Genomic DNA, 14,401 nt, shown 5'->3' with positions numbered 1-14,401 from the left:
GTCAAGAGTTTCTGCACTCCGTGTTCAGAGGTCGCGGACCAACACCGCGGCGGGCCACCCCTCAAGGTCGAGGGTCTCGACGAGCACATACCCGCACGATCGGTAGAAGTCGACGAGCGCCCCCGAACCTCCTGCATAACAGTCCAAACGGAGGCGTCGACTGCCCGCCTCCCGCGCGTGTCGTTCAGCCGCGGCCAACAGTTCACGACCGACTCCCCGCGCGCCGTCGACCCGCGATCCGACGAGCACCCGGACGTAGGTCTCGGAGACGGTGGAAGCCTGCACGTACGGCATCGCCGAGCCGAGGACCATCCCGCCACACACCCCGAGCCCGGGCCTCTCGGCGATCCAGGCGCCGTCGGTCGCGAACTCCCGCCTGACCCGATCGGCGCTGGCGCTCTGCTCGGACCACGGCACCGAGCCCCATTGTCCGGACAGCCCGGCGGCTGCGAGCCACGCGATCGCATCGTCGAACAATCCGAGTACAACGTCGGCGTCGTCGGGCCGCGCCGCCCGAATCGTCGTGGTCACCGGTTGAGATGGAGTTGGGCGATGGCCGACGACCGCTTCAACCCCGCGACCATCAGCATGTCGACGAGCAGGGATCGCAACTCCACGAGAACCGCGGTCTCGGAGATGTCCTCCACGTTGTCTGCGATCGAGGTTCGTGCTTTACGCACGATCGACCTGATCTCACGAGCCGCGTCGGCCTGGTCGGGCGACTCCCCGGGCTCGGCCATCATCATGGCTCGCAGCATCTCGAACCCCGACGACATCGAGTCGATGATCTCGACGATCGCCGGCTCGATGGTCACCCCGCGCTGGGTGACGCCGAGGCACCGTCTGGTGATCACCCTGAAGTTTCGGACGGCATTGTCGATCGGATCCGCAGTGGCGGCGATCCGCTTGAGACGGTCGCGCGACGACCAGTAGAGGGGAGACAGCCGTCCTACCTCACGTCCCGCGGCAACGTCGTTCCGCAGCGCCTCAATCGACGCTTGCGTGCCGCGCGCGGACGCGAGAACGCGATAGATGGCGTCTTCGTCGTTCGTACGGAGCCCCACGGCCAGGTCGGCCGACAGGTTCTTGAGCGTGTGGAGGATCGCAGCGGCGTCACGGCGTGCTCGTCGAGCAGGGTTCACGGGCGCCACTGCCACCACCAGAATGCCGAGGCCGCCGCCGATCAGCGCGTCCACCGCGCGGTCCAGGCTGCCCGGTCCCGGTGGGATCAGCGTCGCAATGAGAACAGCGGACGATGCCGCCTGGATGGGAATCATCAGACCGCCGTCGAGGAACACCGCGATCGACATCGCGACGGCGACGACCACACAGATCTGCCAGGCACCGGAGCCGATCGTGGAGATCAAGAGGTCTCCGACGAAGATGCCGATGAGCACTCCGCCGATCAGCTCAACAGAGCGGCGCCATCGTTTCGCCAGGGAGAGACCCAGGGAGACCACCGCGGCGATCGGCGCGAAGAACGGTCTCGAGTGTTGGAGCAGGTCCGCGGCCACCCACCACGCAAGACCCGCCGCGGCCGCGCACTGCGCGATGGGGACCAGCGACAGCCAGAGCCGGCGGAGTCGCACGAACAACCACCGCGGGATTCGCCTGGCGATGCGGGCACGCATCGTCCGCAACGCCTCGTCACCGGCGTGATGAGCGTCGCGGAGCGAACGCGCAGTGCTGCTCAGCGGGACCTCCGGTCAGTCGAGGCCGAGTTCGGAGATCGCGCGGGGATCACTGTCGTTGAGCAGGTCGAGGCAGCGGAGGTGCTCGTCCTCCTCACCGATCGCCCCTGCGGCCCGCGCGAGGGCGCCGACGCAGCGCAGGAACCCCTGGTTCTGCTCGTGGCTCCACGGCACCGGACCGAAACCCTTCCAGCCGTGTCGACGCAGCTGGTCGAGTCCACGGTGGTAGCCGGTGCGCGCGTAGGCGTAGGCGGCGACGATTCGTGCCGTGTCCGGCTCGGCGCCGTCAGTCGCACCGTCCAGTGCAGCTTCAGCCAAGTACGCCCACGCGATGGACGCCGTCGGGTGCTCCGCCGCGACAGCGGCCGGGTCGGCCCCGTTGAGCAGGTCCGATTCGGCCTCATCGTCTCCGGTGAGGAGCGTGGGCTGGGGTCCGAGGAGGTCTCCGAATGACGTCACACCACCATTGAATCATTCGACTGGACTCTCCGAAGAGACCGTTGCCAGACTAATTCGATAGTCTCAGGCGACGCGCGTATGCGCGTTGCACCATTTTTCACCACACGGGATTGAGCCGCATGCCTGACTCAGACAACGACAAGTCCACCCCCGACGCACCCACGCGCGTCGTGAAGCTGGGCGACGACGCCCCGAAGGCTCCCCAGCCCCAGGGCAGCGACTCGGAGTCGCCGACGAGGGCGTTCGCCGTGCCCGCAGATGTGGCTGCGGCAGCCGCAGCCGCGACATCCGGCGACGAACTTGTGGAGGAGAACGTCGTCGGCGATCCAGTCGAGGCACCCGAGCCCGCAGTCGAGGCAGACGAGCCCGCGGCCGAGGCAGACGAGCCCGCGGCCGACGATGCGGCGAGCTCGGACGTCGTCGAGGAGTCAGTCGATGTGGCCTCTGACGCCAACGATTCGACGGAGGGTTCCGTCGAATCGACCGCTGACGTCACTCCGACCGTCCAGATCACCAAGCCCGCTGCCGCCGCCGCGCCGGTTGCAGCCGCCACCGCGGACAAGACCGAGAAGTTCGCCGCTCAGCAGCCTGCACCTGCCGCACCTGCGGCTCCCGCTGCCCCGGCGCCCGAAGCTCCGGCACAGCCGGCGGCTCCGCAGGTGATCGCCCCCGCCGCCCCGGCCGCTCCGAAGAGCAAGCGCGGCAAGCTGATCGGCCTCGTGATCGCAGCTCTCGTCGTGATCGCAGCCATCGCAGTCGGCATCTGGTACATGACCATCGGCACCTCACCCGAGACGAAGGCCGCGGACGCCGCGAAGTCGTACCAGCAGGCGATGAACGACGGTGACCTCGCGAAGCTCCGCGACATCACCTGCGGCGAGGAGAACACGACCTACACATCGATGGACGAGGCCGAGTTCAACAAGGCCTACCAGGCTCAGAAGGCCAACGACCAGCTGATGAAGTTCGACGACGTGAACGCGGTCGCGATCGACGGCGACACCGCCCGTGTCGGTGTCGACATGTACCCGTCCGGCGACCCGTCGAACAAGGCTCCCGCGCAGATCACCCTCCACAAGGTCGGCGACGACTGGAAGGTCTGCAAGAAGCCGTAAAGGCGGAACGAGACGAAGAAGGGGCGCCCGGAATCATCCGGGCGCCCCTTCTTGTCAGTGCCGCGGGTCAGCGACCGATGGTCTTGCCTGCCGAACCGAGGTCGTTGCACGCTTCGACGACACGCTCGGCCATCGAGGTCTCGGCCTTCTTCAGGTAGCTGCGCGGGTCGTAGACCTTCTTGTTGCCGACCTCTCCGTCGACCTTCAGGACGCCGTCGTAGTTCGCGAACATGTGCGCCGCGACCGGTCGCGTGAATGCGTACTGGGTGTCGGTGTCGACGTTCATCTTGATGACGCCGTAGCTGACGGCTTCTTCGATCTCACTCTTGAGCGAACCCGAGCCGCCGTGGAAGACGAAGTCGAACGGCTGTGCATCGGCGGCGAGGCCGAGCTTGTTGATCGCCGCGTCCTGGCCCTCCTTCAGGACCGCCGGGCGCAGCTTGACGCCGCCCGGCTTGTACACGCCGTGAACGTTTCCGAAGGTCGCAGCGAGCAGGTACTGACCGTTCTCGCCGGTGCCGAGGGCGTCGACGGTCTTCTCGAAGTCTTCCACCGAGGTGTACAGCTTGTCGTTGATCTCGTTCTCGACGCCGTCCTCTTCGCCGCCGACGACGCCGATCTCGACCTCGAGGATGATGTTGGCTTCCTTGGTCTTGGCGAGGAGTTCCTTGGCGATCTCGAGGTTCTCGTCGATCGGCACGGCCGAACCGTCCCACATGTGCGACTGGAACAGCGGGTTCTGACCGTTCGCGACGCGCTCGCGCGAGATCTCGATGAGCGGGCGGACGAAGCCGTCCAGCTTGTCCTTGGGGCAGTGGTCGGTGTGCAGGGCGATCGTCACGTCGTACTGCTCGGCGACGACGTGTGCGAACTCTGCCAGCGCAACAGCACCGACGACCATGTCCTTGACGTTGAGACCCGATCCGAACTCCGCGCCGCCGGTCGAGAACTGGATGATGCCGTCGCTGCCCGCGTCGGCGAAGCCCTTGATGGCTGCGTTGATCGTCTCCGACGAGGTGCAGTTGATGGCGGGGAAGGCGTAGCCCTCCGACTTCGCCTTCGCCAGCATCTCGGCGTACTTGGCGGGTGTTGCGATGGGCATGCGCATGTTCCTGTCGAGCCGGTGGATGTTTTCCACGCTTGAAATAGGGATCGGCATCCAGTCTGCCAGGTCGCTCTCGACGTCGGGGCGGTCCCCCGTCAATCGTCTATAAGGGTTCTTGAAGGTTTCACCGGTATCGTGTGGGCCTGTGATCGACACACTTCTTGCCGAGTCCACCTCGACCGTCGCCCTGATGCCCGGATTCATGGATCCGTTCAACTTGATCGGATACTTCGGGCCCGTCGCGTTCTGGGGCCTGCTGCTCGTCATCCTGATCGAGTCCGGCGTCCTGTTCCCCGTGCTACCAGGCGACTCGTTGCTGTTCGTGGCGGGCCTCATCGCTGCGGGCAGCGCAACCGCGGAGAACGCGGAGAAGGTGGCCGACGCGAACTTCAACATCGTGCTGTTGTGCATCGCCGTACCGATCGCCGCTATCATCGGCGGCCAGATCGGGTACTGGATCGGCCGCTACGCCGGAACCTCCATGTTCAAGCCCGATGCGCGCTTCCTCAAGGAGAAGTACCTGGACGAGGCGCATGCGTTCTTCGAGAAGCGTGGCCCGATCACGATCCTGCTGGCACGCTTCGTGCCGATCGTGCGCACTCTCGCTCCGATCGTCGCGGGTGCCGCCCGCATGAAGTTCGCGGTGTTCTCGCTGTACAACGTCGTCGGCGCGATCATCTGGGGCGCAGGCATCACCCTGCTGGGCTACTGGCTCGGCCAGTTCGAGATCGTCCAGAAGCTCATCGAACCGATCTTCATCCTGATCGTTCTGATCTCGGTGCTGCCGATGGTGTTCGAGTGGCTGCGCCGTCGCCGCAACAACCCGTCCGACGCCGAAGCCGCCTGACGGTCTCGCAGGCCTGGCGTCAACGCTCACAGGCGACTCCCACGTCACTCGCATCGGGGCTCCAACTTCGCGAGCCATTCTCGGTGCATGAGAAACCGACGGAAGATCACTCCCACCGACATTCCACTCATCGTCCTCGACGACGAGACGACCGAGTACGCGAGGCGCCTCGCCGAGGCGGGCACACCGATGGCCGTGGTCAGCGACCAGTACGCCCCGGTGCTGCCGTTCATGGTCGGCAACAACGGCTACACGGTCGCGATGGTCGCCGATGTCGAGGATCCGATCCAACTCGCCGACGTCCTGGGACGGGTCGAGTCGCGGATCGGGCCGGTGACCAGGACCGTCCGCGGGCATCGTTCGACGCCCGCGGCGTGACCCTCAGATCGTGACCCCGACGTCGTTCGCGACGATGTCGTCAAGCGCCCGTTCGGCGATCGCCGCAATGGTCATCGACGGGTTGCAGGCCGCGGCGGTTCCCGGAATCAGTGCTCCGTCGATCACATAGAGGCCCTGCTGACCGTGCACCCTGCCGCTGAGGTCACAGACGGCGCCCATCGCCGCACCGCCGAGCGGATGCCAGGTGGTGTCGACAAACCTGTTGGAGTCGGTGAGGACCGACCCCGGCCCGGCGATCTTGAGTGCAGTCGGATGAATATGGCGCCACTGAATCCTAGTGTCACCACTGGCCGGCCAGACCAGCCGTGCGTCGCCTGTCGACGCATCGTACCGGAACCGGCCCCGCGATTCGCTCACGCCGTAGCCGACCATCATCGTGCTGTGCACGTCCACGCCGAACGGCGGGATCGACGCCTGGATGACGGTGTGTGCGGTGGACGGCGAGTCCCAGTTGAGGCTGCCGAAGACGACGGGTCCACCCTGTTTGATCCCGAAGTCCAGGCCCGGGTTGCTCCACACGTAGATGCGGTCGGCGTTGGTTCCCCACCCGCTGCCGATGGCGTCGGGGAGGTCCCGCGCCGAGTTCGCCCGAGCACGAATGAGCAGGCGCGTCGTGTGGACACTGCCTGCGGCCATGATCAGCGACGGCGTGACGAGCTTCTTGCGGGCGACGGTCGTACCGTTGACATCGGTCTGCACGACGTCCAGGCCCCACTTCCCGTCGCTCAGACGCTCCACGTCGAGCACTTCGTGCAGGGTGGCGACGGTGAGCAGCCCGGTGGCAAATGCTTTCCGAATGTATGTGGTGTCGACGCTGTGCTTGCCCCCGTTGTTGACCCCGAGGGCACCGGATCCGTCGGTGTAGGACGGCTTCATCCTTCCGTCGATCTCGGCCTGCGCGTAGCTCCAGTCGATGGGCATCGGAATCTTGGAGATCGGGAGTGCCGCTTTCCTGGCGCGGTCGGCGAAGATGCGCGCTGCGCGGTACTCCGGTCGCCGTACAAGGGAATCCGGCGCCGTCTGGAGACCAAGCATCTTCGCAACGCGGGGATAGTGGACGCGATTCATCGTCGGCCAGTCGAGCGACTCGGGAAGGCACTCGTTGAAGATCTCCTCCTTCGGCTGCAACGACATGCCCTGGTAGATGAGGCTTCCGCCGCCCAGTCCTGCCGCAGTCACCGCAGTCATACCGTCTCCGACGACGGCGTCGATCAGGCCGACATAGGGATCGAACGCTACAGGCCTGCCGAACAGTTGGGGATCGCCGCGATGCCATAGCGCCCGCTTGTCGGGTGAGGCCGGGTCAGGGAAGGTGTCTGCGTTCGGCCCGGTCCTCCATGCTCGACCACGTTCCAGCAACAACACGGGCACTCCCGCCTGAGTGAGACGCAGTGCCGCGATCGCTCCCCCGAAACCCGAGCCGACCACAATCACACGATGGTCCGACGTCGACGTGCGAACACGACTCGGCGATGCACCAGCCTTTCCGACAGCCGCCAGTCCCGCTGCACCAGCCACCAGGGCCGCCGTTCCGGCAAGGAGACTGCGTCGGCTGATGCCCTCCGATGTGGGTAAGAGCATGAAGCACACCTTTCAACTATTCGGTCAGATGACTTAAAATTCGACCGGCGGCGTCGGCCGACACTCAGTGAGGGATCATGGTCCGGTGAGCGCCGACCGCAGCAGCAGGGCAGACGAGACTCGCGCGCGTCTACTGAGCGCTGCCGAACGCCTGTTCGCCGAGCGCGGCCTGTCCGCCGTCTCAAATCGACAGATCAGCGAAGCAGCAGGTCAAGGCAACAACTTCGCCGTCGGCTACCACTTCGGCACCAGGGCCGATCTTGTACTCGCCTTACTCAAGGCGCACCAGGAGCCGATCGACGTGATCCGCAAGCGGATGGTGGCCGACATCGGGTACGTCGCCGAACTCCGGGACTGGTTGAGATGCCTGGTCCAACCCCAACTCGAGCACATCGGAACAAGTCCCGACCCAACGTATTACGGACAGTTCTGGCGTCAGTTGTTGAATGATCCCATCTCGGTCGCACTGGTGCACCAGGAAGCGTTCACCTCGGAACCGTTGGCCACGATTCTCGACGGCATGTACCGCAGTCTTCCGGCATTGCCGGCGTCGACCGTCCATGTCCGGAATCTGATGTCACAGAACACCCTGATCGCGACTTTCGCCGACTTCGAACGCAACAGGAACGAACTCGGCGCCCTCGACACCACGTCGTGGTCAGAATTCTCCGATTCGATGGTCGACAGCCTCGTCGGCCTCTGGCTCGCGCCGGTCACCACTCGCTGACCGGACGTCGCATCGGCGATCACCTCCCTCTCAGGACTACGTTTGCCCGCAACACGTTCGTCCATGTTCAGTCATGCGACTTAGAAATGGAAGACCGCGCCGGCAATGTGACACGCATCACCATGTGTGCATCGCTGCTCGACTGAATCCGTCTACGCTGGTGTCGTCGACGAACGAACGGGAGACTGCTGTGAGTGACTGGAACGCCGGAATCATCGACGAGTTCCGCGCCAACGACGGGCACGTCGGAGGCCCCTTCGAGGGCACCCCGATGATCCTGGTCCACCATGTCGGACGGAAATCGGGCAAGCAGAGCATCGCGCCGATGATGTACTTGCAATCCGACGACGACCCGTCGACGGTGTACGTCTTCGCGTCCAAGGGCGGCGCCCCGACGAATCCGGCCTGGTACTTCAACCTCGTCGCAGCCGGAAGCGCAAGCGTGGAGCGCGGCACCGAGACCTACGACGTCACCGTCGCCGAGGTGACGGGAGCCGACCGCGACCGCATCTTCGCCGAGCAGGCGAGCCGCTACCCCGGGTTCGCCGAATACGCGGAGAAGACGGCAGGCATTCGCGTGATCCCGGTGCTGGCTCTGACCCGCGTCTGACCCAGGAGCTACCAGGCCTGATCGAGGTCTGCGTGACGGGCGATCCAGGAGTGCATGACGATCCCCGCCGCCACACCCGCGTTGACGCTGCGCGTGGACCCGAACTGCGCGATGGAGACGGTGAGATCGGCGCGCGCCTGCGCATCGTCGCTGACACCCGGGCCTTCCTGGCCGAACAGCAGGACGCAACGACGTGGGAGCTCAGTCGTCTCGAGACGGACCGATCCCGGCGTGTTGTCGACGGCGACGACAGCCAGGTCGTTCTGCCGCGCCCACACCATCAGCTCGTCGACGGTGTCGTGATGCCGTAGGTGCTGGTAGCGGTCGGTGACCATCGCTCCACGACGGTTCCATCGGCGGCGGCCGACGATGTGGACCTCCGCAGCCAGAAACGCATTGGCAGTACGGACGACCGTCCCGATGTTGGCGTCGTGCGCCCAGTTCTCGATGGCCACGTGGAAGTCATGGCGACGCGTGTCGAGGTCGGCGACGATGGCCTCACGCCGCCAGTACCTGTAGTCGTCGACTACGTTGCGCCGGTCCCCGTCCGCGACGAGCTCCTGGTCGAGCCGCGGATCGTCGGGAGACTGACCCGGACGTTCGACTGCCCACGGGCCAACTCCGACTGCGGGGCCGACGCCGGTGACCCACTCGGTTGGTCCAGTCGTCTCGACTGCGCTCGACGAGCAGGAGGACTCGCTCGACGGGCCGGAGGACTCGCCCGACGCGGCGGAAGACTCGCTCGACGGGCGGGGAACGTCAGGCAAGGCCGAGGTCGGCCAGTCCCAGCAGCGAGCGGTAGGGCACGCCGAGGGCGCCGATCACCTGGTCCGCGCCGGTCGCACGGTCGACGACAGTCGCCACGCCGATCACTTCCGCGCCTGCCTCCCGTGCCGCTTCCACAGCCTGCGACGGCGAGGCGCCGGTGGTGGACGTGTCCTCGACGACCAGCACTCGCTTGCCGGCGATGTCCGGCCCCTCGATACGACGCTGCATGCCGTGCGTCTTGGCCGCCTTGCGCACCACGAATGTGTCGATCGGGCGACCGTCGGCATGCATGATCGACGTCGCAACCGGATCTGCACCGAGGGTGAGCCCGCCGACGGACGCGTAGTCCCAGTCCGCGGTCAGGTCACGCATGAGCTTGCCGATGAGGCGGCTCGCCTCGTTGTGCAGCGTCGCGCGACGGAGGTCGACGTAGTAGTCGGCCTCCTTGCCGGACGACAGGGTCACCTTGCCGTGGACGACGGCTAGTTCGGTGACCAGTTCGGCGAGGCGGGCACGGTCGGCGTCCGACATGAAGCTCCTTCAGAGGTGACGCGGATGCGTCAGCGATTACGCGGGTCGTTCAGCGGCGGCAGGTTGGGCGGCGCGACACGTTCACGCCGGGGCTGCTGCTCCGGAATCGCGGTCGTCGGTTCCTGCGGGCGCGGTGCGGCGCGGCGGATCGGTTCGACACGCGACCGCTCGTCGGACGCGGGCTGCGGGCGAGCCGCGGGGCGGGACGGTGTGCGTGCGCTCTCGGCTACGGGAGGCGCCGATCGTGGAGCCTCCGCGGCGGCCTCTTCGAGACGACGGCGGCGTTCCTTGTCGCGCAACGACTCCGTCTTCTTGTCGGCCAACTCCTCGCGGGCCGGGCCGTGCGGATCGCGCGGGTCGGGCGCATCCTGCGGATCGACTGCCGGAGGCAGCACGCGCAGGAGGTCGGCGAAACGGCGGACCGTGTCGAGCGCTACATCGAGCTTGGTGTCGTCCGCGGTGAGCGGCATGGACCCGAGCACCCAGTTGCCCTCGTTCCAGAGGATCTCGACGTAGTCGGGCGCCTCGGTCGCAAGCGTCACCATGCGGCGGTCGCAGATGCGGCGCGCGGCGTCGAGGTTCGACGCGAACATGACACGCGAGCCCATCGCACCGAGCAGGTCGACGTCGTCCTCCGCCGGCGCGAGGACGTCTTCGTACCGCAGGTCGACGGTCACAGCCGATGCCGTGGGACGTCGGACGGCGATCACGGTGGCCGTCTCCTCGAGGTCGAAGACGACGGCCTCGGCGCCTTCGTAGACGCCGTAGGCGACGTTGCGCACCACGACGTGGTCGGGCGCGTCCATCGCGGCACGCTGGAAGACGGTGCGCAGCTTGGAATCGCTGTCGCGGAACTTGAAGGAGTGCGTCTCTCCCCACACTGCCCGCTGGTGGTGTACCTGCTCGGACCGGTTACGGTCGAGCCACAGCAGTACCACCGCACCGGCAAGTGCGAGCGCCGCAATCACGAAATAGACAATGGTCATCACCGATAGCCTACTATCGAACGCCCTGCGAACCATGCCGACGCGTGTGCCAGAGAAGGGAAACCCCATGACCGAACGACGCGACGACGCCCTGCAGCGCCTCGTCGACAGCGTCGACGTCTCCGCTATTGACGCGCTGACCTGCGCATTGATCGCTGAGCCGAGCGTCAACCCCGGAGGAACCGAGGAGTCGACGGTCACGGTCCTCGCCGACGCCTGCAGAGCCGCAGGATTCGCCGTGGCGGTTGTCGACGCCGCTCCGGGGCGACCGAACCTCTTGGCGACCGCCCAGGTCGGCGGTGACAGTCCCGGTCTCATGCTCCTCGGGCATTCGGACGTGGTGCCTGCGGGACCGGGATGGACGGCCGATCCGTTCGTGCCGCGCCGGGACGGCGATCTGATCATCGGCCGCGGCGCATCGGACATGAAGGGCGGGATCGCCTCCGCAGTCGCCGCCATGTCTGCTCTGCAACGCGCCGCCGAGTTCGGCGTCACCCTCACCGGTCCCGTCCAGCTCGTGGTGACCGTCGACGAGGAAGAGCACGGAACCGGCGTCCGACAGCTCGTCGCCCGCGGGGTCGACCGTGAGTTCGCGGGCTGCATCGTGGCGGAGCCGACGCGGATGGAGGTGGTTCGCGGGTGTCGCGGCGCGTCGTACTTCGACATCGAGGTGACCGGTCGAGCCGCCCATTCGGGACGCCCCAGCGACGGGGTGAGCGCCATCGATGCCGCCGCACGGGTGATCGAAGTGATCCGGGCGGATCAAGAGCGTCTCGCCGCAGATCCTGATCCGCTACTCGGGTTCGGCACGTGGAACGTGGGCACCATCGAGGGCGGTCAAGGAATATCGGTGGTGGCGCCGTCGTGCTCCCTCGGCGTAGACCGACGCCTGATGCCCGGTGAAGACGTCGAGCAGATCGGCCGAGATCTACAGGCGGCGATCCGCGCCGCGGGAATCGAGTCGGACGGCGTGACGGTGACCGTCACGCCCACGATGTTTCTTCCCGGATTCGCCACCGACGGCGACCATCCGCTGGTCACCGCCGCCGCCGACGCGAGCGGAGGCGCCGTCGGCGGATGGACCGCCGCCTGCGACGGCGGATTCATCAGCACCGCGCTCGGTATCCCGACAGTCGTGATGGGTCCCGGCGACATCAACGGCCAGGCACACCAGCCCGACGAATCGGTCCGCCTCTCCGAACTCGCCGACGCCGCACGCGCGTACGTCCGGGCGGCGGTCGCTCTGCTGGGTGAGGCCGAATAGTCGCGTCCACGTCAGGGCCGTGCAAGCGGTGTGGATCAGCGGAGGAGAAAGAGCTCGCGCGATTCCGGAGAACCGCCGTTGCACCGGATGAGGACTCCACCTCCCACGGTGAACACACTGCTCGTCGAGTCACGGGTGAGCCGGCACGGAGACGTCTTCATCGTCACGTTCGGTGGCGGCTGGAGAGTTCCACTTCCGGGAATCGACGGACCGACGAAGGTGAGGGGCGCAACCTGCGGGAATGAAGTTCGATCGTCCACCTCGATCGGCGTCGCATAGGCGGCGGTGGTCACGAGGGAGTCGCCGAAGCCGGTCCACGCGGACGCGAAGCGATCGCCGACCGCCTGCGTCGAGCCGGTCGATCGGGTTCGACGCACGGGATTGGAGTAGATGACCGCGGCGTGACCTGCGGGATCAACGCCGGTGATCGTCCAATCGTCGTTCGACCGAGCCAGTCCGGTGACGGTCCACCCGGCGGGAAGTCCATCGGGCGCCGCGGTCCCCCGCGATGCCACGAAGGCTGTCTTCCGTCGATCTCCGTCCTCAACCGCGAGAGCCGCGACACTGCCGACGGACGCCGACACGCGAACGCTCGCATCCGGGGCGCCGAAGTCGCGCCCGGTGTAGGTGTGCACCCGCTTTCCGTTCGAATAGTCGTATGCGTCGACCGTTCGGGGTCCGTGACCGCACACGACCGGGAGAGCAACCGCCCCTTCGACGAAGTCGAAGCGTTCGGGGCGCTCGCACTGACCATCCGTAGGCGGCACCGACACCCGTCCGGCGTAGACACCGTCCGCCAGACTCAGTTCGCCGACGGAGACGCTGCGGTCGTCACTCCAGGTGAGGATCATCGCGCCCGCGTCGTCGAAGCGACCCGCTTTGATTTCGTCGACGGCATCCGTCACCCAGTCGATCCGACCGGTTTCGCCGTCCACCCCGTAGGTCAGCAACGTTCGGGTGGTCAGGTCGCGGACCTGGACCACAACCGGCGAGGCTGTGTTGGAGGCGTCGACGACCGGACCCCACAGTCCGATCACCGGACGCCGGAACTGGATTCGCCACGACTGTGTCGCGCCGACGAACGCGGTGACCGATGTGTCGTCCGCGACGGCGAAGCCACCCGCGATCGGAACGGGCGCGATCGACGTCCAGGCGGCCGGCCGCAGAGTGGAATGCCAGTCGATACGGCGGACGTCGTTCTGGAACCCCTGAGGCACCCAGCCGATTCCACGCGCGGTCGCCTGGTCGACCGTCGGCGACACCCCCTGCGGCCACGCGACGACAGCCGCCACGGTCGCCAGCAGCGCAGTGGAAGCGGCGAACGCCGCTCCGAACCGTCTGCGCAGTCGGTGGCGGCTCCGGTGCTCGACCCGTGCACGTCGGGCGAGGAAGTTCACCAGCCCGATGATCACGCCGAGCACGCAGACGAACATCAGCACTCGCCCGACGCCGACGACACCCGGCAACGTCTGGACTGTCGATGCGGCTCGACGGTCGTCGGATGTGGCGATCAGGATCGCCACCAGCGCTGCGACGCCGAGGACGGTCACCGCGACGTCGATCCGATCGAACGTCGCTGACGGGCGAAGGCGGGCGCCGACATGTACGAGCACCGGGACCACGACGGCGACGCCCGCTCCGACAAGGAACCACCTCAGCTCCTCGCCGGGGAAGTCGCCGGGCGAGTGATGCCACATCGGCGCGGCCCATACGACGGCGACTGTGACGACGCCTACCGTGACCAGGATCGATCCGGCCAGCACACCCGTCCACACGGCCCGGAATCGACGTATCTCACGGACCGGTGCGGCGTCCGCATCGTCGAGCTTCATGAGAAGAGCAAACACCGCAGAGTGGCGCAGACCACGCATTAGTCCAATCGGACTACATCTTCGTGTCGCGTCAGACCACGTCGCGGACGCGGATCTCCACCGTCGCATCCGCTCCTCGGCGAATCCTCGAACCCCATACAGTGAGACGCCCGAGAATCCCGTACTTCTTGACGATCAGATCGGCGGCACGCGACGAATCGTCGATCACCTCGCCGACGCCCGCAACCTCCGGTCCCGACGTCTTCTTGCCCCGTGCGTCACAGGTCTGCACCAGCACCCGATTGTCGCGGCGCAGACGTTTGACCTTCCACGAGTCGCCGACCGTCCACATCACGAGGTCGTCGCCGTCCCGCGCCGCCCACAACGGTGTCGGTACCGCCGTCCCGTTCTTCCGGTAGGTGGTCAGCATGACGTAGGTGGATTCGGCGATCGCCCCAACTGTTTCGCTCATACCTGCAGGGTACGCAGGTTCTTGACCCTTCGACC

General features: G+C 66.5%; 16 protein-coding genes. 6 read left to right on the top strand and 10 right to left on the bottom strand.

The genetic code is table 11. The annotated features are described in order from the left end of the window. Positions 1–24: 24 nt before the first annotated feature. The 3 genes from WFK36_RS00155 to WFK36_RS00145 form a co-directional block, all read right to left on the bottom strand. Positions 25–531, bottom strand: coding sequence for a GNAT family N-acetyltransferase (locus WFK36_RS00155; RefSeq protein WP_336788673.1), 507 nt, complete (start codon positions 529–531; stop codon positions 25–27). Then, positions 528–1,631: an FUSC family protein gene (locus WFK36_RS00150; protein ID WP_008379547.1), complete on the bottom strand. Its 1,104-nt coding sequence runs from the start codon at positions 1,629–1,631 to the stop codon at positions 528–530. Before WFK36_RS00150 ends, WFK36_RS00155 begins: the two co-directional genes overlap by 4 nt. Positions 1,632–1,706: 75 nt before the next feature. Then, entirely contained in the window at positions 1,707–2,150 is a 444-nt protein-coding gene (locus tag WFK36_RS00145; RefSeq protein ID WP_008379549.1) for a DUF3151 domain-containing protein, read from the bottom strand. A 119-nt stretch (positions 2,151–2,269) separates the two neighbouring features. Here WFK36_RS00145 and WFK36_RS00140 point away from each other — a divergent pair, with 119 nt between their 5' ends. Further along, positions 2,270–3,265, top strand: coding sequence for an Rv0361 family membrane protein (locus WFK36_RS00140; RefSeq protein ID WP_336788669.1), 996 nt, complete (start codon positions 2,270–2,272; stop codon positions 3,263–3,265). Between the two features lie 67 nt (positions 3,266–3,332). Here WFK36_RS00140 and fbaA read toward each other — a convergent pair whose 3' ends face one another. After that, positions 3,333–4,367, bottom strand: coding sequence for a class II fructose-bisphosphate aldolase (gene fbaA / locus WFK36_RS00135; RefSeq protein ID WP_008379553.1), 1,035 nt, complete (start codon positions 4,365–4,367; stop codon positions 3,333–3,335). Positions 4,368–4,560: 193 nt separating this feature from the next. On the opposite strand from fbaA, the gene WFK36_RS00130 reads away from it, so the two are divergent. Both WFK36_RS00130 and WFK36_RS00125 read left to right on the top strand, forming a co-directional pair. Beyond that, positions 4,561–5,217: a DedA family protein gene (locus WFK36_RS00130; protein ID WP_336790889.1), complete on the top strand. Its 657-nt coding sequence runs from the start codon at positions 4,561–4,563 to the stop codon at positions 5,215–5,217. 87 nt (positions 5,218–5,304) lie between these two features. Beyond that, positions 5,305–5,595: a hypothetical protein gene (locus tag WFK36_RS00125; protein ID WP_008379557.1), complete on the top strand. Its 291-nt coding sequence runs from the start codon at positions 5,305–5,307 to the stop codon at positions 5,593–5,595. Positions 5,596–5,598: 3 nt separating this feature from the next. Here WFK36_RS00125 and WFK36_RS00120 read toward each other — a convergent pair whose 3' ends face one another. Next, the gene (locus WFK36_RS00120) at positions 5,599–7,197 is read right to left on the bottom strand and encodes a GMC oxidoreductase (protein WP_336788666.1); all 1,599 of its coding nucleotides are present in this window, start codon (positions 7,195–7,197) and stop codon (positions 5,599–5,601) included. Between the two features lie 85 nt (positions 7,198–7,282). Here WFK36_RS00120 and WFK36_RS00115 point away from each other — a divergent pair, with 85 nt between their 5' ends. Further along, positions 7,283–7,924: a TetR/AcrR family transcriptional regulator gene (locus WFK36_RS00115; RefSeq protein ID WP_336788664.1), complete on the top strand. Its 642-nt coding sequence runs from the start codon at positions 7,283–7,285 to the stop codon at positions 7,922–7,924. A 190-nt stretch (positions 7,925–8,114) separates the two neighbouring features. Beyond that, positions 8,115–8,534: a nitroreductase family deazaflavin-dependent oxidoreductase gene (locus tag WFK36_RS00110; RefSeq protein WP_336788662.1), complete on the top strand. Its 420-nt coding sequence runs from the start codon at positions 8,115–8,117 to the stop codon at positions 8,532–8,534. Positions 8,535–8,542: 8 nt separating this feature from the next. Here WFK36_RS00110 and WFK36_RS00105 read toward each other — a convergent pair whose 3' ends face one another. Genes WFK36_RS00105 through WFK36_RS00095 form a run of 3 tightly spaced genes read right to left on the bottom strand, consistent with a single transcriptional unit; the run spans position 8,543 to position 10,819 of the window. Then, the gene (locus WFK36_RS00105) at positions 8,543–9,301 is read right to left on the bottom strand and encodes a TrmH family RNA methyltransferase (protein WP_336788660.1); all 759 of its coding nucleotides are present in this window, start codon (positions 9,299–9,301) and stop codon (positions 8,543–8,545) included. Continuing rightward, complete coding sequence (gene pyrE / locus WFK36_RS00100) at positions 9,294–9,833, bottom strand: orotate phosphoribosyltransferase (RefSeq protein ID WP_008379565.1); 540 nt, start codon at positions 9,831–9,833, stop codon at positions 9,294–9,296. Before pyrE ends, WFK36_RS00105 begins: the two co-directional genes overlap by 8 nt. 29 nt (positions 9,834–9,862) lie before the next feature. After that, on the bottom strand, positions 9,863–10,819 hold the full coding sequence (locus tag WFK36_RS00095; RefSeq protein ID WP_336788657.1) for a type III secretion system chaperone family protein: 957 nt from the start codon (positions 10,817–10,819) through the stop codon (positions 9,863–9,865). A 67-nt stretch (positions 10,820–10,886) separates the two neighbouring features. Here WFK36_RS00095 and WFK36_RS00090 point away from each other — a divergent pair, with 67 nt between their 5' ends. Beyond that, a complete protein-coding gene (locus WFK36_RS00090; RefSeq protein WP_336788655.1) occupies positions 10,887–12,083 on the top strand; it encodes a M20 family metallopeptidase in 1,197 nt (398 codons plus the stop codon). Between the two features lie 35 nt (positions 12,084–12,118). Here the strand turns inward: WFK36_RS00090 and WFK36_RS00085 are convergent, their stop codons facing one another. Then, entirely contained in the window at positions 12,119–13,915 is a 1,797-nt protein-coding gene (locus tag WFK36_RS00085) for a hypothetical protein (protein ID WP_336788653.1), read from the bottom strand. Positions 13,916–13,985: 70 nt separating this feature from the next. Next, entirely contained in the window at positions 13,986–14,366 is a 381-nt protein-coding gene (locus WFK36_RS00080; RefSeq protein WP_336788651.1) for a PPOX class F420-dependent oxidoreductase, read from the bottom strand. Positions 14,367–14,401: the final 35 nt, after the last annotated feature.

It is taken from the genome of Gordonia malaquae (assembly GCF_037148075.1).
In the GTDB taxonomy this organism is placed as follows: domain Bacteria; phylum Actinomycetota; class Actinomycetes; order Mycobacteriales; family Mycobacteriaceae; genus Gordonia; species Gordonia malaquae.
This window is presented reverse-complemented; position numbering and strand designations above follow the sequence as displayed.

Bases quoted from the DNA above. Each gene is read 5' to 3' on its own strand.
- WFK36_RS00150 (WP_008379547.1), bottom strand. From the start codon at position 1,631: ATGCGTGCCCGCATCGCCAGGCGAATCCCGCGGTGGTTGTTCGTGCGA.
- WFK36_RS00140 (WP_336788669.1), top strand. From the start codon at position 2,270: ATGCCTGACTCAGACAACGACAAGTCCACCCCCGACGCACCCACGCGC.
- fbaA (WP_008379553.1), bottom strand. From the start codon at position 4,367: ATGCCCATCGCAACACCCGCCAAGTACGCCGAGATGCTGGCGAAGGCG.
- WFK36_RS00130 (WP_336790889.1), top strand. From the start codon at position 4,561: ATGCCCGGATTCATGGATCCGTTCAACTTGATCGGATACTTCGGGCCC.
- WFK36_RS00125 (WP_008379557.1), top strand. From the start codon at position 5,305: ATGAGAAACCGACGGAAGATCACTCCCACCGACATTCCACTCATCGTC.
- WFK36_RS00120 (WP_336788666.1), bottom strand. From the start codon at position 7,197: ATGCTCTTACCCACATCGGAGGGCATCAGCCGACGCAGTCTCCTTGCC.
- pyrE (WP_008379565.1), bottom strand. From the start codon at position 9,833: ATGTCGGACGCCGACCGTGCCCGCCTCGCCGAACTGGTCACCGAACTA.
- WFK36_RS00095 (WP_336788657.1), bottom strand. From the start codon at position 10,819: ATGACCATTGTCTATTTCGTGATTGCGGCGCTCGCACTTGCCGGTGCG.
- WFK36_RS00090 (WP_336788655.1), top strand. From the start codon at position 10,887: ATGACCGAACGACGCGACGACGCCCTGCAGCGCCTCGTCGACAGCGTC.
- WFK36_RS00085 (WP_336788653.1), bottom strand. From the start codon at position 13,915: ATGAAGCTCGACGATGCGGACGCCGCACCGGTCCGTGAGATACGTCGA.
- WFK36_RS00080 (WP_336788651.1), bottom strand. From the start codon at position 14,366: ATGAGCGAAACAGTTGGGGCGATCGCCGAATCCACCTACGTCATGCTG.